This window comes from Cedecea sp. P7760, from assembly GCF_013386425.1.
Lineage (GTDB): Bacteria > Pseudomonadota > Gammaproteobacteria > Enterobacterales > Enterobacteriaceae > Cedecea > Cedecea selenatireducens.
Genome location: NZ_JACARU010000058.1, coordinates 25,931 through 48,224, shown reverse-complemented (window position 1 = coordinate 48,224; position 22,294 = coordinate 25,931). Strand labels below are relative to the sequence as shown.

Sequence of the window (22,294 nt, the reverse complement as noted above, 5' to 3'; positions counted from 1 at the left end):
ATGAAGATCGGATTTATTTTAGGGGCGCTGCTGGCCACATGGCTGACTCTGAATTACCCGGACCTGATGAGAGAGTATTTCAACAAAGTGGTTACGTATATGGAAAGCGTGACAACATTCATTACTAAATAGTGAGCGTGCCGGTGAAGAAGCTAAAAAAGTTACTTTTGGAAATTTTGGTTGCTGTCATGCTGTCATTTTCCCTGCCTGCAATGACCATGGCCGCAGATACCGGCGTCCCGGGAGCAATGTGCCAGTCAGCTGGTGTGTGGCAGGGACTAATCAAAAATATCTGCTGGAGTTGCATCTTCCCGATGCGGATCATGGGAATTGGTGCGGCACCTGAAGGTGCCGCACCCTCACGCCCCGGCTGCTATTGCACAGACCAAAATGGGATACCAGAAATCGGATGGCAGTTAAGTTTTTTCCAGCCAGTTAAAATCGTAGAAGTAGTGAAAAGCCCATGGTGCAGCCCATTTTTGGAGGGAACCATGTTGCAAAAATCACAGTTCGATATTGGCAAGAGCAATACTAACCAGCCTATGACTGCTACAGAAGCCGGATTCTACGACGTACATCTCTGGGAATTCCCGATCATGACAATGTTGAAATTGCTGATAATCGGTGAATGTACAGCAGAACCTTATATTGATGCCAGTCTGACGTATATCAGCGAAGTTGATCCAATGTGGGAAAGTGATCTGTTGACGCTCGTGCTGAACCCCGAAGCTGTGGTATTTGCAAACCCTATTGCCTCAATGGTATGTGCTGCTGACTGCGTGGCAGTGACTGCCGGAAAGGATAATTTGGCTGCCTATTTTTGTGCCGGTTGTGATGGTAACTTGTACCCGCTTACAGGGCACGTCTATGCGAATGATGATGCCGTCAGAACCAGTTCCCTTATTACACAACGACTACTAACTAAGTTACATCGGCAAGGAATGCTAATGAGAACAATGGGAGCAGATGCAATGTGTGAGAAAACATGGGAATACTTCACTCCTCGTTCACAATATAGACTTTCAATGCTTTACCCAACGCCAGAAGCTAAAGGGCCTGATTGCTGCCATAGGCTTGGTGACTCCGTACATGATTGGTCAACGCTGAAAGGTGGACGAAAGAAAATAGGCATAGATAATTATGTCTATATGCTATGGAGATATAATGACTGTTGCGTGCGTTTTAATCCCGGCGCTTAATTGCAGGAGGCTTTTAATATGAAAACTAGGAAATTAATTGCTTCAACAATTATTGCGTCTATGCTCGCAAATACTATGAGTTGGGCATTTTACGTTTCGCTCATTAACATGGTTATGACACCAAAAATATACGCAGCTGATGCGATATTTGATCAGTTGGAAAACAATTTTGACCTTGCGAACCCCAACGCAAATCGAAATGCAACAACAAGTGCTCAGGATATTGTAGAGAAGTACAAGAATGCTGATTCCGGGGAAAACCTGAGCGGAAAAATATCAGATAAATATGTAGGTAAAGCAGATTCAATAAACTTAGACGTTGGGAAGTACGGGGCGCTGAACTCAAACGAAAGTGTTATGAGTAATGCTGCATCTGACGGCAAGTCGATCGGTAAGACCGTACAGTTACCGAGCATGACGGGCGGTACGATCAACTCTAATTATACGAAAGAGGGGGCAAAGTTACTTTCCAGAGACAGTAGCGGTAACATTGGTATAAGTAACAACACGAATACAACGGCAGGAACCAAAACCAGTACAGGAGAGCTATTCAGCTCAGAGCAGAAGCACAGTGATATTCAGTTTAATTCCGGTGGCCGGTATGGAGATGAGGATGGATTCATCAATGACATCAAAAATCGAAAAAGTCAGCTGTTTGAAGCGCAGAGTTACGATGGGGTTGCCTACCGTACACTGGTGAATGCAAATAAAGACAACCCAGCATCTAATATTAAACCTAACGACCCCATGTTCAATGCTGGCCGAAATGAAATTGGTAATGCTGTAGCCGGTACAGGCAACTGGCTACAGAGTTGCAATACGGAAACAAAAAAACAAACTATTACTACACACTATCCAGATTATAAAGAGTTTTACTGCAACTCACCCAAGAAAGATAACTTTAATAGTTGCACAATAACTCGTGATTTTTCCGTACCTGTTTATATCTCAGGTGGTAATGGTGATATGTCTATGTGCGGGGATAATTGTGTGAGGGTCTGGTTCGGCAGAAGAGACGACAACTATTGGAACGATGGAGTATATGACAACTCATTAACCTTAAAATTTCATCCTGATGCAAAGCTTGCAACTGCGAAAATAATTAATGCAGAGTGGGATGATCATATGAGGGTCACGCTTGATGGAACGCAGATTTTTGCTCACATAGATGGAGAATATAGAAGTAGCAATTATCCATCACCACAAGGGCCATGGGAGCTGAAAAAATCATGGAAGCTTGACAAAGTCTACGATATTACCGACCAGGTAAGAAACTCTGTATATCAGGAGGTGGACCGTGAAGTGACAATGGCGTCACGCGTTTGGGTAGGTGGCGGTGGGGAAGGCTATTTTGAAGTTGAGCTGACTTTTGAAAATATGAAGCTGGAGGATAAACATATACAGGAACCCGCAGGTTGTTTTGATGCAGTACAAACGCCGAATTCATTCTGTCGGTTTGACCGGTTTGTGAACATGGATGTCGGTACAAAGCGGCTCCCGGAAACTGTGCTTAAAATGGCCACACCGCTTTATAAAGGCGATACCGGGTTCTTAACCTGGAAAACAAACCTTGAAGGTTACTTCTGTGATCCCCTGGCGAAGGAAAAGCTGTGCTCATATGATGCGAAGGGAAACATCATGAAAGACGCCGCAGGAAAAGACCTCTGCTACAACTACGACGACATTAAAAATATGCCTGACGCTTGCGGCACATATAAAAATGATGCTGCGTGTGTGCTCGATACACAGACTTGTGCAGAAGGTTGGTTCGATGAAGGCACAAATACATGCTACATGTATGAGCAGAAATATACGTGTGACAGAGGTAAGGACGTCGTCAGAGAGGTAGAGTCACAGACTAACGCCTGTGTAGGTATGATCCCATGTTCTGGTGGAACATGCGAAACCGGCCCAAAAGAGGAAAACAATGATTTTGGGAAAGTGGCCGCGTACTCAAACATGGTTCAGTACATGCAGGGTGAGGCAAAATGCGAAGATCCCAACGACCCTAATTCCTGCTCCGTCTTTGAGGGGAAAGCAGAATGGTGCGGCAGGTCCGTTGGTTTTGTGAACGGGCTGGCCAAAACAGATTGCTGCGAACAGCCACAGGGTACCGCTGGCTCACTAGAGGCGATTATGCTGGCTGGGTCGATGATCCGAAACACGAACTGGACACGAGTGAATGCTCAGCTGGTAAGCTGGACCGGTGGGGAGAGTGGAACCTGGGCTTCAATGGCTAACTCGGTTGGTGAATGGACAGCATCGGCAGGTAAAACTGTTGGTCAGATGTGGAACAATGTCACCAGTTCGCTAACCAGCGTCTACGAAAATGTGGCCGGTAACCTTGGGCGAACAGTAGGTTCATCCACTGCTGGTGGAAGTGGTCAACTTGCTAAGGAGACAATGAGCTCTTTCGGGCTTGGTACCCTTAAGAAGATGGCCATGGAAAAAGCATATGACTTGCTTCCCGATACAGTAAGGGACTTCGTTTTTAAAAATGTAGCGACAACGGGTGGCGAAGTAGTCTTTTCAGCAGCAATTCAAAACTTTATGCTTGCATTAAATGTCATTGGCTGGATTTATACCGCATATCAAATAACAAAAATGTTGCTTGAAATGCTTGTGGCCTGTGATCAAAAAGAAATGGAAGCGTCTATTCATAAAAATCAGAAATCCTGTTTCACACTGGATACTGAACGCTGTGTTAAATATCTCAATATGGGATTTACAAAGAAGTGTGTTAAAAAAGCAACAGACATGTGCTGCTACAATTCAATGTTATCTCGCGTGATTATGCAGCAGGCGTATCCTCAACTTGGAATAGATCCGGTTGCTTCGAGTTGCGTTGGATTATCAATTAGTCAAATACAGAGATTAGATTTTGATAAGATCGATTTAACTGAATGGATTAACGATGCCGTCCAGGTCGGAGAAGTTCCTGATCAGTACGCTACATTCTCCGAGTCATCGATAACAGAAAATTTGCCATTTAAAAATGAAAATTACCAACTTCCATCCCAAAGAACGAAAGAATCAATGGGTGGTGAGGATAATATGATAAAAGCTAGACAGGAAAATAATCAGGCAATTAAAGAGGAGAATGTGGACTGTAGCTATCTACCACGGCCCGCGATTTGTGAAGTTGGGTCAACTTATGTAGACCCAATTACTGGGAAGGAATTACCAAAATACTAAATGTAGGGGCTGTAAAGCCCCTTTATTTTTATTTTGCTTTAAGAGTTTTTTCAGGGAAACCCTTCTGACCATATTCTCCTGCGAAAAGATAATAATCTTTACCGTTAATAGATGCAGCAACGCCACCTGGGGTAGTGAATTTTGGACTGTCAGAACGGAAAATAATACCTGAGAAGTTAGTACTAGATTCATTGCCTTTAAATGGAATGAATACGTAACGAACTACTGAATAATCACCGGCAGGTAGATTAAGTTGAGGGATTTCAGATCCAGACGCTGGGCGAATAACCTGGAAGCTGTACATGGACTTAGTCGGCATTACGTCGGCAGCTGGCTTTGAAGGGAGGTCGCAGGTACTCCATTTATTCATCACTGCCATATCAATCTTGCATGAAGCCAGAGCCGCACTTTGCTTCGAAGGATTGAACCCGAGTGCCACCTGTGACTCTTTGGTGTGATTATAAACATATGCAGCACCGGCACGTACTAAGCTTTCATCGTTATAAGGAAGTTTTTTAGGGTTCGGGACAAAGACGACGTATTGGTTAACCTGGATATATTCAGCGTCAGAGGAGCTGTACATTGATCCCAAACTCATAATACTTAATCCACTGAGCCCTCCTGTAACATAGCCCATAGAGCCACTAATTAGCAGTTTGGAAAGCAAGTTATCTGCATCGCCACCCGGCTGGACTGTTTCTTCATTAAAAGTAACGTCAAAACCGGCCAAAGAGTAAGCATTTTTGGCTACCGAGTCTTTAGAATTAGCATGCCAGTAGAGCCCATGAGTGTCGCTGTGCTGTGCAGAATTCGGGGTTTTACCAGCATCCCGGGCACAACCAACCAGCGATGCACTGGCAACAAAAGCAGAAACCAGAGATACAAAACGTTTAGTTTTCATTTGAGACCCTTCTTTGAATGATTTTTTTGTCTAGAAGCATTATTTCATACTCGTCAGTTTCTCAAACAACCAAAATGCAGAAAAAATGAAAAAATGTGAAGCGAACAAAAACCAGTCTTGTAAAGAAAAATCCCTCTAAATTAAATCGTATAATCAGTGGGACTAAATATTCAGAGGCTTTTATGGGTAAACCAACAGATGAGCAAAGGGTCATCATTGAAAATGCAAACGCAAATAATATGGTTATTGCAGCACCAGGGTCTGGGAAGTCATTTACGATGATCGAGGCTGTGATCTCAATCCTCAGGCAGTTCCCATATGCCAAGGTTGGAATGGTCACATTTACTCGCGCTGCAACAAATTCATTGGCTGAAAAGCTGAAAAGTCGGTTAAGTAAAAAAGACCAGGATAGGGTGCTGGTAAATACTTTCCACGGCTTTATCCGGATGCAACTGGACATGGTCAACTGGAAGGGCAAGATGCTGATTAGCTCGGCACAGCGTTCTGTAATTCATCGTGCGTTAAAGGAGTCAGGCGCGCCTTTCCGTTACCCGGAAGCTGAATTTGCTATTGATGCGATTGGAAGGGAAATGGATACAGACATCATTTCAGTTCGCCATACGCGTCAACAAATCCACTTGTTCAACACATACCAGGCAATATGTCAGAAAGACCACGTAGCTGACTTAAATGCACTCTCACGTTTTGTCGTGGGCCAGATGCACTCAGGAAAAATGCAGCCACTAAATTTGACGCATTTAGTTGTAGATGAGGTGCAAGACACCGACTCGATTCAGTATGCCTGGATCGCACTACATACAAGGGGTGGTGTTAACACGAGCATCGTAGGGGATGATGATCAGGCAATCTATTCTTTCAGGGCCTCCGGCGGGGTAAAAATATTCCAGCAATTTGAAAAACAATTCAGGCCAAACATATTTTATCTAAATACCTGTTTCAGGTGTGAACCAGAAATTCTTAAGGTTGCAGGGGCATTGATTGAAAAAAATGTTTACAGATACGTTAAGGATCTGCGTTCAGCTAAAAGTGGTGGTGGAAAAGTTAATTTCCGCTCATATGTTGATATGGATGAACAGATTCAAGGCATCCTCAATCTAATTAACCAAGACCCAAATGGCTGGGCAATCCTTAGCAGAGGTAATGCACATCTTGATCAGCTTGAAAGCCTCATAGAGCAGCCGGTTCTTCGTTATGGAGGCAAGTCCTTTTGGGATGAGAAAGAGACGAGCGACGTACTGCATCTGATGGCTTTCTTTCGGCAGTCCAACGATGTTCGATTAATGAAGAGGGTGCTGGCGCTTTTCGGTGAAAATGAAGAAGTTTTGGATCAAACAGCATTTAGCATGAAAGGGAGAAAAGTAACTTTTGGTGAACTGAGCATCCCAGATGCAAGTTCCCTGGAAACAAGAACACTTCACTCAAACTTCACCCGGTTTACACAGGAGACTCGGGATAAAGTTGAAATCGAAAAGCGCTTCGCAAATCTGATTAAATGGATGGAATTGTCATCAATAAAAATGAGGACTCAGAAAGGTTCACCTTCACTGACACGAATTGCGTTAGATACCTGTAAGCAATGGGCTGAGAAAAATGGCTGGCAAAACATGATAAATCGAGCTGCGGCGATGTGTTTGGGGCCTAAAAAGAAGGATGAGGAATATACGCCGGATAAAGTAGTTTTATCGACATTGCATGGTTCGAAGGGGCTAGAATGGAAAAAAGTCATTATTATGAGTTGCAATGCTGACCAGATCCCAAGCAAGAGATCAGTGGGGCAGGAAGCGATTGAAGAAGAGAGAAGACTTCTATTTGTAGGATTTACACGAGCAGAACAACAGCTGCATGTAATGTGGTACGGTGATCCGTCCTTCTTTTTAAGCGAATGCGCCGAAGAAAAATTGAAAGAGGCAGCGAATATGAGAATAGAATCAAATTTAACAGAAGAATTTTCCAATCAGTATTTACAATAATGACTCTATGTTGTATAAGAATATTGAGCTTTGTATTATCGCTCCCACATTTCAAGTAACTGACAAAAGTTACTTTGCGCATTAAGCGCGGATTCAGCCGTGAAAAGCGGCCAGCTTACTTAAGCTGCAAGGCACCACCGGCAAAATGTCACCTTTGTCGCTGGTGCCTTTCCTATGCCCGTAAAAAGGCAAACCGAATTTACCAAATCGTAACTAATTTAGCTCTTGATTGAGCTATTTTCGTTGCGTACTTCTAATGCCAGAAAGTATAAATCAGGCGGTTCATAGCTTACGGGAGATGAATGACAGGCTTTGCCTTTGTGTTGGAATATTCCATTATTCCTTCCTTCTTACTATATATAGGTGACCCCAAATGTCTAAAAGCAAAGCACGCAGTAAAGCCCTTCTTCTGGCCTTCGCCGATCTGATTCCGGATATGGACAAGGCAGTTAACAAGAAGTTATTGGAATCTCTGATTATTTACTCAGGGCATGATAATGACCTTATTGTTATTTTGAATGAAGACGGACCAACTATAATTGAACTAAACTCTTTAAAATCGGTTTCTATGCTGGCCCAAAAGCTTTCAGCTTTTTCAACTTATTATCATGTAGAAATGCAGCAAATTCATGTCAATCCAATTGACTTTGAGAAGGCTTATAAGCTACTCAAAGAAGCACCTGCAATTCCCATGTTTAAAACTTTAGCTGAACTGGATAAGTTTTTAAATGAAGAGTTTGAAAAGTATGGGTTGAACACATTCCTTGATGTGGATGACCTAGATTATTCACTCGATAAATCCAGAGAGTTAAAAAATGATCAGTTGATTGCCTGGGTTTCTGAAATTATTGTGAAGCGCGATAAATTAGCATTGCGTAATCGCTTTAATGAAGTGACAAAGGCACATTATGAAACTGTAGATGCATTGTATGCAGCCGTCCGTCCCTTAATGAAAGAATTAGGTTTTCCTGATGAACTCATGCTACATACCTTTAGTGAATTGAGCGTTTTCGATTCCAAAGGCTGGGACCATGCTATCAAATCTAAAATTGAATTTCTCACAAAACGAGAAGCGCAATATTTAGATGACAAAATGAAGGCAGAAAAACGGCAGTTAACAATTGATGAACTTTTGACTCAAGTCAATAGCGCTAAAACAGCTAAAGAACCAAGACCTTTTGGTCAGACGTTTTGTTTTGCTGTTCTTGGCATGATGTCATTGATGTTCATTGTAAATAAATTTATTTAATCCTGTTAAGGGGGAACCCTGACAGGGCTTCTCTTTGATTAAAATGAGGAGAGAAGAAATGTCACATCTTGAATATGTTAATGAAGTTAAAGTGTCCGGGATAGTTATCAGTGCAATGGAGAAAGAAATGACTGACGGTAACGTTGGGTTATTAATAAAGCTCAAAAACAGAATGAAGACTGAAATTAATGGTGAAATCGCTGAGAGAGAATTTTCTATTCAAATCAAAGTGTCACCAGAAATGTATTCAGGCTGTTTCACTGGTATAAATCAAGGTGATGAGTTAATGGTCTCCGGTTATCTTGTTGTGGATATTGTCACGTTGGAAGGGAGAGAGCACCCTCTTGACTACATGAGAGTCGTTGCAACAAGTAAGTTAGCTCACATACCTAAACCCCCCAAGGGTTTTGGGCAAAGTAGCTTTAGACAGATCTGACATTTAAACCACCCTAAAGGGGAGAAATCCCTTCATGGGAGATCTCCCTTTGGAGGCCCCATGAAACAAAAAATTAGCTCGACATCATTTATTGGTAAACAAATGGATTTTTTCTCTATATTCGATTTTGAAGAAGAGGAAAATGAAATAATACCCATAGTTGAGTCTCCGCTTGAATATATAAATAATGCAATAGCCCAAAAGCAAAGCATGCAATCAGAAGAAAAACATTCTGGCCCGGAACTGGTGCCTCATGTGTCGGATGATGTTGCATTGCTAGGTCATTGTTCCAAATTACTCAACAATCAAATTCTGCATGGAATTAGTTTTGCTTCTGAAACTGATTATCTCTTCACTTTAGAAGAATACAATGCAGAATTAGGTGGTCTGGTTATCGACTGGGCTCCTGAAGATGTATATCAGTTATACGTCGTCGCAATGGAAGAGTCGTTGGAAAACGTTAAATATCTTGTCTTTACAAAATCACTCTATACAACTGATGAATTCGGAAATATCAAAGTGAATCCGCTTCTTGAAGCAGAAACACGTTGGTATATGTCGCAGTCATTTGAGCTTACATGTGCCACTCATGGTATAGATGCTATTGAGTTTAGGTCAGAGCTTAAAAAAAGCTTGTATGAATACACGCACAGTTTTGAAAGTGAAAATGTTAAATTATCTCAATATCATCAGGATAAAGAGATTATTTTGCATGATTGTAAGGAAGATATGGGATGGGATATCTTTTTCGACCGTGACTATTTATTGGCAGAAAATAAACTGGCAGTAAAATGGACTGATCGGGATATAATGGATGTCTATTCTAAAGCATTTAAATCAACAATTAATTTGTTTGAAAAACTTGTCGTAAATAACAAGTTAACATTAAGGGATACATCAGGTTGGGTTATCGTAAACCCTACATTTGAGCGCCAGTTCGAATGGATTGAATCTGAAGTATTCGAAATTGTAGGGACTCATCTTGGTTACAACGTTGATGCTATCAGAAAACAGATGGTTACAGCGTGTAAGATGACCTTCAACTAATATGCCACTGGCAAACATCTGCCAGCGGGCGGTGTTTGCATTTTACCGGAGTTTTAAAAATGACTAACGCCGCAACTATATTAGAAACCGAAAATTCATTACTGGAAGAAAATATTGGTAATCTGTTACCCGCAAATGTTATATCTACAAAAGCATATGCGAATAAGGAACAATATTACCTGGTTAAGGCCAAAGATTTGTTTGGTATTCCTGAAATGTCCGAGGATATGATAGTTCCAGTATTTAAACGTTTATCTCCACATCGTGCAAACCTGAATAAGGATTATATACCGAATGCTCGTATACTTGAGCAAGTAGTACAATTGCTCGTAAGTAACGATATAGATTTAAGTGTATGCCTGAAAGGGGAGTCTGGTTCTGGTAAGACTGAAATGGCAATGTACATTAGCCATATGCTGAATTGGCCGCTAACCATAAAGCAAATCAACAGTAATATTCGTGCTGATGAACTTGAAGGTGAGCGTAGTCTCATTAACGGAAACACCAGTTTTGTGCCCAGCGAGCTTGTAACGGCGTTTCAGGAAGGCCACCTCATTCTTCTGGATGAAGTGGACAAGATTGACCCTGATACCGCCGCGAAGCTGCATATGCCTATAGAGCGTAAGCCCTGGTCACTAGCCGCCAACGGTGGCGAAGTGGTTAATGCCAATAAGTTTACGCGGTTTATGGGTACAGCAAACACAAACATGAGTGGGGGATCTCGTAAGTTCGTTTCATCACAGCGGCAGGATGCAGCGTTTATTAAACGCTTCCTGATTGTGGAGATGGAAAGGCCTTCAGAGGTTGCATTAACCAACGTTTTGCTTAAACGCTACAATAGCCTGCCTATGCTGGTAATTGAAAAATTCGTTTCGGTAGCCGTTGCAGTAAACAACATAGGAACTGAAGACAGTGTAATGGATATTCGTCAGCTTGTGGCATGGGTTGGAACGTCGATGACGTTAAAGACCATGTCCTTACTGGATACGTTTAAAATTGCTTTTGCGTCGGCTCTGCCTGCACATGCCAGTGGTATGGTGCTGGAAGCCATCGATTTAAAACTCGGTGACGATAAGAACCGTACAATGGAGTATTACACTGCAAAAAAGTAGTTATAGATGGGACGAGTTATCAGAAGGCTGAATGCCTTGTGACAGACTTTGCTCATCTTTCGTTTTACGGTTTTTTGAGTGCAGACGGGGATGAAACTTTCGCGATTGCACAGGAAGGAAATCAATATATAGGTCTTAAGCAGCACAATAATGACTATTCATTTATTTGTTATCAAGATTGTGACAAAGATATGGAAGCCATGATTAAGGGCCTTGAATCAAAAGGATACATGTATCAAGGAAGTATTCAATCGACGTCTGTCGAGAGTGAATTTCCTGGAATTCTTTTAACAACACTTGAGAAGTAATAATCTTAACCCTATCGGGAAATCTTTCCCGACAGGGAGGTTTTCCCATTTTTTTAATCTGGAGAAAACCTATGACTTTCAATACTTCTAAACTTAATAAAGTTTCCGCTAAGCAAATCTGTGATAACTTTGTAAAAGCACATCCTGATTTGTTGGAAGGTGCTGTTATAACAAAAATCGAAATCAGTGGTTGTCAGGGCTCTCGGCGTACCGATAAAATCGAACTGTCCTATGGCGGCGATGATATAACGGACCAGAAGAGCGTGTCTAAAAGTGAAGTTCGCTGGATAGACATAAAGGCACTGAGTTTCAAAAGCACTATCACTAGTCGAATTTCAACACTCTGTTCACGGTTGTGTATCCGCTATAGCAATATGTGGATTTTGCCTGTCGAAAGAATGGAGGAGTTTCTGGAAGAGGCACAAGAAATTGAACGTGAATTTCAAGCCGGTATCCAGAATGTGGTTGATAACTATGACACTCATATTCAGGCTGAGAAAGATCGCAGTCCGTTGATGTCAGATTTAATCGACCAGTTGAAATTAACGAAAGATGATTTTATTAAATCATTCCGGTTTAATCTGGCGCATTTCATTCCGTTTTCACCGATTAGTGTGGAGGGGGATGAAACACAGGACTTTTATCAGGAACAACTGATAATCGATTTGGCCGATGAAGCTATGAAGGTTTATGCAAAAATCAGTAAAAATGATAATTTGCGTTCCAGCACGATTGACCGATTAAAACAGATGCAAGATAAAATCATTAGCTTTATGTTCATTCATAAAGAGGCGGTTGTTCTTGCAGAAGCTATCAAGCACGTCATGAATAATTTACCCAAAGGCGCCATTTCTTCTCCCCGTGATGTTGCGGTGTTAAAGCAATGGTTCTATTTCATGAGTGATGCGTCAATGCTGAAACGTATTATTTCTGGTGAGCAGAAAGTAACAGATTGGCTGGATTCCATTACCCGGTCATTCAATATTGATTCACAGGATAATACGGCTAACTCTCAGAATGCTTTTGAGGATGATGTTTTTTCTTCAGCAAATGTGTTCAGAGAAGATCCGCTTGAAGAAGTTGAGAAAAACGCAGTAACTGCACCTTTGTCTGCTGTTGTCCCTGAAGAAGATGTTTCCCTTCAGGCCTGTGGTAGTAATAGTGCTTTTAACAGCGAACTCGAACTGAACGGCTGGTGATTTAGTCTTGTAAAAATAACCCCAGATGGGTACTTCACCATCTGGGTGAGTACCCTTTATTAATTAAAGGTACTCAAATGAAATTTGATTTGAAATCTTCACCCCGCCATATTCAACGCCTGACGAATATAGCCAGCGTGATAAGCGGTATAAGTGGTCTTAATGTTGTAATAGACAATAAGGTACATACACCTTATTTCAACAGCGAAAAGAACGTTTGTGTATTACCTAATGGTGATTATAGCGATGAGAAATTCGTCAAGCTAATTGAAGGGTTTATATGTCATGAAGCTGGACACGGTCGCTATACAGAACATGAAGTATACCGTGAAGCTTTTGTTGGGGAACTGATTAATGCAGATGGCTTCATCAGTATAGATGATAAGCTGAACGCTGAATTTCAAACCCTTAAACAAAAGAAAATCGCATATGCCCGGGCTTACCGTCTACATGGACTTATTAATCTCTTTGATGATGTCCAGATGGAAGAGAAAACGGGTATTGACTATCAGGAGGCAAAAAAGCGCCTCGCGGTAAGTTATGCCTTGATGGTTGAAGCTGGGCGAATGACGGTTGATGTTTCTTCAAGCCCTCAAAACCCTGTTCAGTTTATTGAAATGTTCCTGCTTAATACATTGCGGGTTAACGTTCTCCAGCAAGAAGGGCATAAAGAAACGCTTGATCCATTTTTCGATTATGCAAAGAAAATCCTTGAGCCTGTAATTTTAGAAGTTGATGAGATTATTCATCAGGCTCTAAGTTGCAAAAGTACGCAAAATTGCGATTCTCTGGCGCGTAAAACCTTGGCTCTTTTAGAGCGTTTACGGGATGAAGCCAAAGAGAAACAGCAAGAAGAGGATCAGAATAAAGACCCGCAAAACGACACAGACAATTCATCTGGCTCTGAGAATGAACCTGATTCCGAAACCAATGGTGACAACCAGGGTGAAGGGGATGGAGATTCCGAAGAGCAAGACGATGATGCTGGTAATGGTAAAGCACCTATGGAAGATAATGAGCCGTCAGAGCAATCTAAAGGGGATGAAGAAAGTGCTGAGAGCGGTAACGGTGAACCTGATGGAGAGCCCGAAACCGATGAATCGGCTAACCCTGACTCGTATGATGCTGACGGAACTCCTTCCCAAATCGACAGTTCCAATGGAAATCCTTCCGATGGGGAAAGTAACTTTTCTCCTGAGCAGTGGAGTATCCTTGCCAAATTGCTGGATGATTTTCTTAACAGCGATGAGGAAAGTGAAGATTTTCATGAGGCTCTTGCAAATGAAATCTCCGTAATTGCTGCCAGTGTGTCGGATGAGGTTAAAGCTGAATTTGGTGCAAATGAGTGGGATCTTCCAGATTTGCTTATTGATCTGAATGTCTACAATGAAGCATTAAATATCAGTCAGACTCTTGGGGCAGACTTATCTGTTTTACAGCAGGTAAAAATGCGTGGTCAATTTAAAACCCGTGATAGAGGCTTGTCATTCGACATTAATCGATTGATCCAGTCTCCGATGGGTGTGAGGGATGTATTCCGGTCGCAAAGCGAATCTAAAAACCGGGGCCACGTCGGCTTGGTTATTGTTCGTGATATTTCAGGTTCTATGATTCTGGATCACCGTTATATCCACGCAATTAAGACTGACCTTGCATTAACTTTGGCGATTGAAGCTAATTCAAAAATGCACGTTGCTAATGTGATTTATCCGTTTGTCGACAAAGACTTTGAAGTTATCAAAACGTTTGATGAAAACGCGGAAGAGACGCTTTCAAAATTTTCACTCGGCTGTAAAGGGAATAATACCCCAACGGGTTCCGCCTTAATGGCTGCTGTAGAATTGTTACTTGAAAGCCAGTTTGACAGGAAAATTGTTTTCCTTATTACTGATGGTTATCCGACAGAGTCTGATTACACCATTAGTGATGTTCTTACGGTAGCTGAAAGTAACGGTATTGAAATCGCTGGTGTAGGCATTAAAACTGATGAGTTAATTGGTTTTGATGAGGGCACCTTCGTAAATGTTGATGATATTTCTTTACTGCCGAATGTGGTCAGTAAATTAGTACATCAAATTCTATCTAATTAACTCTACCCAATCGGGGCAAAATGACGCCCGGTTGGGTCGTTTTGCTCCCTGAAGGATTAAGGAGCAATATATGACTCAGATAAAGACTTACCGTGTCGAGTATGAAAAAGTCGGGATGATGCATCGTGTCCGTATTTTTGGTCGCATGGGTGAAGTTGTCAAAAGTGAATTGCCAAAAGAAGTAATTCTCCGGGATGTATCTATACCGGAGGGTAATGTAAAAATGGCAACATCAATGGTTGATGGTTTTATCCAGCGTCTTGAAAATAATGGCTTCAAGTCTGAAGCGTAATTGTTAAGGGCCATTATGGCCCTTATTCTTAGATTCTGCGTTGTGGGTTTCTCCCTGTTTTCTGCATCGCAGAGGGCATTGAGAAACCCACAATGCCAGATAAGAGAGAACAAAATGACTTATGCATCACCGGCTGTTAAGCGTACACCACATGAAGTATCTGAGCACTTTATTAAAATGGTTCACGCTCGTGTTGCGGAAGCCTCTGGCTGGCGCTATGTATTCGATAGAATACCGGCATTTAAAGATGCTTGTGATAAAGCACCTAGCCAGGTTCCTTGCCCCTTCACCGGGGACGGGAAATCAAAGTTCCGTTTCCGAAAAAAAGACCTCTATACCGGTTGTGCTATTCACAATGATTTCCCTGTGAATGCATTTTGTGACGGTATTGATGTGCTGGCAGAGTATTACAAGTTGAGCAAAACCCAGACTTGTAAGAAGATCTTGACTGATTTCTTTGGTATGGATCTGTACGCTCCGTTAACTGATGCGGATCTCGAAAGTGAACGGCGTTATAAATCAACAGTTCGTGCAACCGAAACGCTTGATAGCGATGAAGTTGAAAAACGGCTGCGTAAACTTGAAGTGTTATATCACTATACAGGTGAAATCAAGCCAGGGAGTCCTGTGGGCATGTATCTCCGAAATCGTGGTCTTAAACGAATTCTGAGTAATCTGCCTAAGGATCTTGGTCTGAACAACCGACTTTACTATATGGATAAGTCACTAGAGAAACCGTCAACTTACCCGGGAATGATCGCAATTTATCGTGATACACGGGGACGTCCTCTGACAATCCATAGAACGTTCGTAGAGAAAAATGGTGATAAGGCTCGGGTAGAGAATCCGAAACTGATGATGAAACCGCCTGCCGATATGACCGGCGGCTCAATTCAGCTGTACGACCCACACTACAACTCAGGTACCCGTACCTGGACGTTAGGTGTGGCTGAAGGCATAGAAAACGCGCTGTCAGTAACTGAAGCGACTTCAACACCGTGTTGGGCTGCGAGCTCTGCCTGGTGTCTTGAAAACGTTGAAGTGCCGGATAGTCTACTGCCTCCTCCGGATGTGAAAGAAATACAGTTTTACGTCTGGGCGGATAAGGATGTTGTGAATTCAAGAGGCGCTTGCCCGGGTATGGAGTCAGCAATACGACTTCAGGCCCGAATGGAAGAGTTTTTTGCAAAGCGATATCCCACTTCAGAGCTGACAATTAAAGTCTTTGAACCAGATTTCGATATTCCTGAAGGGACGAAAGGAATCGACTGGAACGAAGTATTGAAATTAACAGGACCTGATGGCTTCCCAGTAAAATGGGCTCCTGAATGTCTTGCTCAGCTTTAAACCCGATAACTCCCCCGCCTTTTTAGGTCGGGGGGGGGTATCTCTTTAGTGTTTAATTTCATAAATACTAAACAGATAATTAGATTTCCTTCGTGAAAATCACCTGTTATTCAGGTTTTTTTTACGGCTGAGATGCTTGCTCAGTTAAATAAATGTGCGGTACATCTGGCTACGGTCGGTTGTATGACGTGGTATATCCATATAACTCAAAACCCCTGACGGGAGTATTACCGTTAGGGTGATGCTCATCGTTTAATATAAGAGAGCATTGTTATGAAAACTGAAAATCAAGACTTATTTAATAAGTTTGCTGCTGTGATTTCATCTCGTATCGTTGAGCAACCATCATCATGCTATTATCTTCATGATAGTGAAGTTGACCTTACGATTTTAAAACACAGCATAATAGATAAGGACAAAAACCTGTTGTATGTAATTCGCCCTTCAGGTACATGTTTGTTACGCTGTGATAAATATTTTTTTCCGAATTACTATCTTACCTGTCGTGGAGATTATAAAGCATTCATTTATGTGCATTTTAATCTTGCTACAGGAAAAGCGGAAGATATCACGTGGCAACAAGCTTTAGAAGTTTTGTCCAAACCGGGAAGGCCCCCATTGAGAGGTTCTCTTGGAAGATTTGATTATTTAAAACTTGTGGTTGATGATCTTCGTACCCGTGGTTATGCCGATTTTCTACCGGCATATAATCTGGATGGACTTCGTCATTTTGCAGTAAAGGATGAGCGACCATCTCTTGTCAGTTATATCGACAATGTCATAGCTCTTTGCGCATAAACATATCACATATTTTAACTACATCCCTGATGGCCAATCCCATCGGGGGGGCCCTCAGCATTTAACCTGGAGGCCTTATGAAATTAGCTACAGATCTTGTCAATGCAGTTCTGATAAAGGATGGTGTTGTACCGGTTTCCATTACTGAGATGCCTGTACAGTCTCTTGTAAATCCTTTGACACAAGTGCATCTCAGCCTGTACCTGAAAACAACGCATTTATCGCGGTTCGTCCCTGACTATGTCGAGACTCTGAAAGATTGTCCGGTATCGTATGATATCGGCCTTGAACTTCAGCAGTGTATCAGCAGTGCTGAATTGCTCTGCGAAGACATGGAATCGCTTGAATTTATCTCTGTATGGATAGAACTCTATACGTGTAATTCAAAGCAACAACGGTTTGAGGAAAGTAACTTTTCTCTTCGTTCCGAAGATATCGAGCTGGCTAAGATGCTAGCTTGTTCCCATGATCTCTTGATTAGCCAGGCTGCTTGTTTCTGGCTTTTATATTTTGATGACTTCATGAGATATGTGCGTAATAGACTCTGTACTTTACTCAGAGAAGTTTTAATACTGATTGCCGGACTGCGGAATGCATTCTTGCACCGTAATGAAGATCAGTTAATTAAGAGAGTGAAGTACGGGAATGAAATGCTGGAGGTAACTCTTAAAGCTATTGCACTATGTTCAATGGACCGGTATCTGAAATCATTTACCTCTTTACGAACAGAAGCGGCAGCTTCGGGTTTTATCAAATGTGTTAAGTCTTATATCAGTACAGGGTGGAGACATGGTTATATAGTCTGTCACTATTATCGAAATGGACAGTCTCTTGGTAAGTCATTACCACTTTTTATAAGTGAGACGTCTGAATACAGTATACAGAAACGAGTAAATCGTCTTATATCTTCCACGATATCAGGGCGAAATAAAGATTTAGGTCTTTCTGATTTCTGATTAACACTACCCATCTGGGGATTACTCCCCTGATGGGCGTAATCCCTTTTTATAACGAGAGGATTACATGAAAATTATCGAGAAAATCATTAATGCATTTCTGATGTCACGCAATCACGCTGTGAAGGTCAGCAATGTTATCTGCTTAACTGGTTGTGACGGTAAATTTACTGGTATACGCTGTGACGCCGATGTTTCATTTGATTTTCTTCATTCGTATGCTAACGCATACAGTTCAATATTTTTAGATATCCCGTTCCCTGGGTTCGAAGACCAGAACATTACGGATTGTGTTAAACGTCAGTTAGATGTAGTGAAAAATAAGCAGAATCGGTCTTTCTTTATTGACCATATTAGATTCCCGGTTACTGTCAAGGAAGGATTCACTCTACAGCGCGGTGGTAGTTACGACGTGACTGATAGTGAATATAACAAGCAACGATTGCTGCATTTAACTCGACATGGACGTTTTGGTGAAGACTATCTCACGTACAAAGAAGGACTGAGTCCCTTCTTTTCATTTGTGAATGTAGAATTACATGAAACTATGAAGGAAGGTATTCGTTTAGCACTTGATGTTTTAAATAAGATAACAACTGACCAACCTGACCGTCTTATAAAGGACTTTAAATATCATGACTGTTACAATAGTTATAATGTTCAAATATTTTGTAAGGGGTTGCCAGTTGATATTCTGGAAACGATGATCGCACCTGACTTTTTGTCATCCGACATGTCTGGTAGTCGTCAGATCATCAAAAATGCACGCCGCTATCTTAAAGGCTTTGCCCACAGTAATCGTGTTTACATGAAGTACGGTTGGCGCTTAGCGGATATCGACACGTCTGATTATGCTAAAGTCATGTCAGATAAAGAAATGCATGCCAGAGATGATCTTAAAATGTTTTGCGGTGTCTTTGTTAAAGAGTGCTTCGCATCCGGAAAAGATGAATACGAAGCCTACCTTCAAGAAAGACAACACGCTATTCGTTACGGGTATTAAAAATTATTTTCAACTTATCTAATCCCTGAGGGAACTCTTCCCTTGGGGAGAATTCCCTCTTAACCGAGGGCAATAAAATGAAAGCTATTTATAAATTAATTGAAGCGATGCTGGTGAAGATGGGTTTTGAAGGTGCTGCGATCCAAAGTGTCAATCTGGAAACCGGAGTCATTCAGAGTCTTGTTGTGAAGGTTGATATTCCAGTCCGGACTTTAAAACCGCATTTAATGCGTTATCTGCGCGACTGGGAGCCTTTATGGGGCCCTGACGTGGATAACCATCCTGTTGCACAATATTGCTCAGGAGCTGCGTTGTTGAAGGCTGGGCCGGTCACTCTTGAAACCTTGCAGTTTGAGGTTTCAGTGTCAGCAGCTCACCTGCGTCTTGTTGATGTTGAGCCAGACTGGCTGAATGAAGGTGTGAACCGTGAAAAACTGGACTATGTCTATTATCGTTCCAGCAATGCAGACAAGGATTTAATCCTTGGTATGGTTGAAAACGGTCACAATTTCATCAGCCATCTTCATGGCCAGTTACGGTCACGCTTATCTCAGGTTCTTCCGCTTATTTTCGCAGTTACAGAAAAGGTTGCGGAAAGTTCAGTTCCACAAGTGTTAACCAGGTTCTTCAGTGTTGACCATCAAATCAATACTCAGATAGTAGTTGAACCGGTACCCGTTTCAGTTGCAGACCAGATAATTTCTGCCAACTGGGATGTGAGTAGTATTTCTGGGGCTGACAAGTTCCTGAACCATGTTAATCGTTACCTGTCGGGTAGGGTGATGAAGCGGCGCATTTACGCTGTTATTGAATCTTGCAACGATGGCCCTTTAACTCTCGACGCGAATCTAGGTTGCTTTACTTCACCTCTTCTCGTCACTGAGTACAAAATGGTTCAATCGCATTCTTCATCGCTGTACAGAAAGGCTATAAATAACTCGCTTAAGCAAATCAATTCGTATGCTCCAGAGCATTCGGATGATCTGCTTTACATGTAATTAATAAATAACCCTAAGGGAAGCTCAATCCCTTTAGGGGATGCTTCCTTTATTCTTTCAAGAGGAAGTAGATATGTTTAATGAAAACGATGATATAAATTTTGTTAGCGCCATGCTTAAAAAACAACTTGGTCTGACAGTAATTCAACAGGATATTAAACTGTTTGATAAGTCTAATTTCTTTGAACAACTCTCATTCAAAGCAGAAGTGGCGACTGATGATTTGTTATTCTATCTTGATTCATATATCGAAGAGTTGATAAAACATAAAGCGCCGTATTCTGAAACCGAAGTTCTCCGGAATAAAATCAAATACCTTTTTAAAGTATATGAAAAGTCTGGGTTTCAGAAAATAACAATTCGTGGTTATCATAATGCGCATAGCACTATGAAATTTTTCGATATAGCAACATCAATATTGGCGGCCTCAGAATCGTTGCCTGAATATGATGAATTTCAGAAAGGTCTCAGAAAGGAAATTTATCAGAATAGAATGAGTGTTGACGGGAAAGTTCTTATTGCCCGGTATGCACTGAAGCAATTTTTCCATTCTGATTTTGGCGACTTTATCTATGAGTTTGAGAAAAAAATAACAGAGTGTCTATTTAATTCTCTTCAGGTTATCAAGTCTGTTAAAAATTCATTTCATAGTTTAGGTCAATATCAATATCACCGTCGTGTAAATCATGAACTGATGTTGCATCTTGAGCTGAACACTGATGAATACCCGGCTTGCATGCCTGATCTTTACATTGGTTTCAATGAGTCTGAAGGCACGACGGGGGCGTATTGCGATGATGAAAAACTCATTCGTCTTTATACCTGCGTAAGTTCCGGACACGATGTGCCGGTTATGATGAACGTTCGTTTCACTGGCAGTGATGGGAGTGTTAAGTGTGAATCCTCGCACGGAACCTTCTCTTCTGTGGGACCTTGTGGCCGAGTACAAATCTGTGACAGAGCAGCGTTGATCCATGAAGCGATTGAAGAGTTTCGGGACGGTGTTTAACCGGTCCTCATTCTCACCTCATCGTAAAAAGTAACTTTGTTCGACTAAATGATTGCGTTCACTTTCCTGTTTAACTGGCAGGATAGAATGATTTAGAAAAACATATTTTTATCCACCCACTGGGGAAGTTGCTCCCCTATGGGGCACTTCCTTTCAATTTTCCTGAGGAAGTGAAAATGACTAATTATACTGATAATCAAAACTACGTTCGTGCAGTACTGGCAGACATTGGCATTGATTTTGATGAGACAGAGATTCATATCAATGTCTCTCACTGCCAGGGCGACGAGGTTTCTTTTTCTTGCAGTATATCAGCCAGTGAATTAAGACAGTCTGTGGACCATTATGCGGAAACGCTTAATGCTACTCAACTGGATGGACTGGATGCTAATACCCTCAAGAAGCGCCTGGTTTACTTCCTTGAGGTCTTCGACCAAGTTTCCGGTCAGTATCTGGATATCTCTGGTAAACACTACGCGACTAGCCGCTTTGAATACGATGATGTCTGTTGTGATATCCTAAGTCTTTCTGCGGATAGCACACAACCTGGTGGCTATGATCGTGAAGAATACAAAAAACTGATGGAAGTTGATGGACAGGTTTTAATCGCCCGTTTTGCACTGGAACAATTCTGGAATACGCATTTTATTGGGCTTATCAACTATGTATCAGATGAAATAACATCCGGTCTTCATGATGCTTATCGCACTTTCAGTGATATAAGCATGGCCGCTTATACATTTAGTGAGTATTCATATTCACGTCGAATTACCGACGAACTGAGTCTGCATATTTCACTTCAAGAGGACGATTTCGACGATCAATTAACCGATTGTTATATGGATGAAACAACGCTGCCGTCCGGCAAAGTAGTTTTACGTCGTAATAATGAATCGATTATTGATATTTATGAAAGTTATGCTGCAAAATCTTACTTTCATATGGTTGCTCATGTTCGAGTCCTTGATCAAGATGGTGAAGTCGTTAATGAACTTTACCAAGGGGTGAATGTATCTGAATTGACTGGTGGCCGGGTTAAAATCCATGACCGTCAGGATCTAATTTATGAAGTATTCTCCACATTACGTAAACTCATCCCCGCTACAGAGGTTAAAGTCTCCGTTGCGGCATGAGTGCTGAAGATAGTTTTATATCTTCAGTTTT

General features: G+C 41.7%; 20 protein-coding genes. 19 read left to right on the top strand and 1 reads right to left on the bottom strand.

All coding sequences use genetic code 11. From position 1 onward, the window contains the following. The 3 genes from HX778_RS25190 to trhN are packed head-to-tail and all read left to right on the top strand — an operon-like array spanning window position 1 to window position 4,394. The gene (locus HX778_RS25190; protein ID WP_022652169.1) at window positions 1-132 is read left to right on the top strand and encodes a hypothetical protein; all 132 of its coding nucleotides are present in this window, start codon (window positions 1-3) and stop codon (window positions 130-132) included. 11 nt (window positions 133-143) lie between these two features. Further along, window positions 144-1,199: an IncHI-type conjugal transfer protein TrhU gene (gene trhU / locus HX778_RS19145; RefSeq protein WP_022652170.1), complete on the top strand. Its 1,056-nt coding sequence runs from the start codon at window positions 144-146 to the stop codon at window positions 1,197-1,199. Window positions 1,200-1,217: 18 nt separating this feature from the next. Further along, complete coding sequence (gene trhN, locus HX778_RS19140) at window positions 1,218-4,394, top strand: IncHI-type conjugal transfer protein TrhN (protein ID WP_015063125.1); 3,177 nt, start codon at window positions 1,218-1,220, stop codon at window positions 4,392-4,394. A 28-nt stretch (window positions 4,395-4,422) separates the two neighbouring features. Here trhN and HX778_RS19135 read toward each other — a convergent pair whose 3' ends face one another. Then, entirely contained in the window at window positions 4,423-5,295 is an 873-nt protein-coding gene (locus tag HX778_RS19135; protein WP_015063126.1) for a hypothetical protein, read from the bottom strand. Between the two features lie 182 nt (window positions 5,296-5,477). On the opposite strand from HX778_RS19135, the gene trhI reads away from it, so the two are divergent. From trhI to HX778_RS19055, 16 genes are all read left to right on the top strand, one after another. Further along, the gene (trhI, locus tag HX778_RS19130; RefSeq protein ID WP_015063127.1) at window positions 5,478-7,286 is read left to right on the top strand and encodes an IncHI-type conjugal transfer helicase TrhI; all 1,809 of its coding nucleotides are present in this window, start codon (window positions 5,478-5,480) and stop codon (window positions 7,284-7,286) included. Window positions 7,287-7,659: 373 nt separating this feature from the next. Next, the gene (locus tag HX778_RS19125) at window positions 7,660-8,535 is read left to right on the top strand and encodes a hypothetical protein (protein WP_015063128.1); all 876 of its coding nucleotides are present in this window, start codon (window positions 7,660-7,662) and stop codon (window positions 8,533-8,535) included. 58 nt (window positions 8,536-8,593) lie between these two features. Then, window positions 8,594-8,971 carry a hypothetical protein gene (locus HX778_RS19120; protein WP_022652171.1) on the top strand — a complete coding sequence of 126 codons (378 nt, stop codon included), beginning with the start codon at window positions 8,594-8,596 and terminating at the stop codon, window positions 8,969-8,971. A gap of 60 nt (window positions 8,972-9,031) precedes the next feature. After that, on the top strand, window positions 9,032-10,018 hold the full coding sequence (locus tag HX778_RS19115) for a hypothetical protein (protein ID WP_022652172.1): 987 nt from the start codon (window positions 9,032-9,034) through the stop codon (window positions 10,016-10,018). Window positions 10,019-10,077: 59 nt separating this feature from the next. Further along, entirely contained in the window at window positions 10,078-11,130 is a 1,053-nt protein-coding gene (locus tag HX778_RS19110) for an AAA family ATPase (RefSeq protein WP_022652173.1), read from the top strand. A 38-nt stretch (window positions 11,131-11,168) separates the two neighbouring features. Beyond that, window positions 11,169-11,438, top strand: coding sequence for a hypothetical protein (locus tag HX778_RS19105; protein WP_176982774.1), 270 nt, complete (start codon window positions 11,169-11,171; stop codon window positions 11,436-11,438). Between the two features lie 71 nt (window positions 11,439-11,509). Next, window positions 11,510-12,637: a DUF3150 domain-containing protein gene (locus tag HX778_RS19100; RefSeq protein ID WP_176982773.1), complete on the top strand. Its 1,128-nt coding sequence runs from the start codon at window positions 11,510-11,512 to the stop codon at window positions 12,635-12,637. A 77-nt stretch (window positions 12,638-12,714) separates the two neighbouring features. Further along, entirely contained in the window at window positions 12,715-14,727 is a 2,013-nt protein-coding gene (locus HX778_RS19095) for a nitric oxide reductase activation protein NorD (protein WP_015063133.1), read from the top strand. Window positions 14,728-14,797: 70 nt separating this feature from the next. Beyond that, the gene (locus HX778_RS19090) at window positions 14,798-15,019 is read left to right on the top strand and encodes a hypothetical protein (RefSeq protein WP_015063134.1); all 222 of its coding nucleotides are present in this window, start codon (window positions 14,798-14,800) and stop codon (window positions 15,017-15,019) included. A 114-nt stretch (window positions 15,020-15,133) separates the two neighbouring features. Continuing rightward, complete coding sequence (locus tag HX778_RS19085) at window positions 15,134-16,366, top strand: toprim domain-containing protein (protein ID WP_032610499.1); 1,233 nt, start codon at window positions 15,134-15,136, stop codon at window positions 16,364-16,366. Window positions 16,367-16,639: 273 nt separating this feature from the next. Beyond that, a complete protein-coding gene (locus HX778_RS19080; protein WP_022652175.1) occupies window positions 16,640-17,164 on the top strand; it encodes a hypothetical protein in 525 nt (174 codons plus the stop codon). Between the two features lie 77 nt (window positions 17,165-17,241). Further along, entirely contained in the window at window positions 17,242-18,120 is an 879-nt protein-coding gene (locus HX778_RS19075) for a hypothetical protein (RefSeq protein WP_015063137.1), read from the top strand. A 67-nt stretch (window positions 18,121-18,187) separates the two neighbouring features. Then, window positions 18,188-19,123 (top strand): hypothetical protein, encoded by a 936-nt coding sequence (locus HX778_RS19070; RefSeq protein WP_015063138.1) that lies wholly within the window; start codon window positions 18,188-18,190, stop codon window positions 19,121-19,123. Between the two features lie 77 nt (window positions 19,124-19,200). Continuing rightward, window positions 19,201-20,121: a hypothetical protein gene (locus HX778_RS19065; protein WP_022652176.1), complete on the top strand. Its 921-nt coding sequence runs from the start codon at window positions 19,201-19,203 to the stop codon at window positions 20,119-20,121. Between the two features lie 73 nt (window positions 20,122-20,194). Beyond that, on the top strand, window positions 20,195-21,130 hold the full coding sequence (locus HX778_RS19060; RefSeq protein WP_022652177.1) for a hypothetical protein: 936 nt from the start codon (window positions 20,195-20,197) through the stop codon (window positions 21,128-21,130). Window positions 21,131-21,306: 176 nt separating this feature from the next. Then, window positions 21,307-22,263, top strand: coding sequence for a hypothetical protein (locus tag HX778_RS19055; RefSeq protein ID WP_022652178.1), 957 nt, complete (start codon window positions 21,307-21,309; stop codon window positions 22,261-22,263). Window positions 22,264-22,294: the final 31 nt, after the last annotated feature.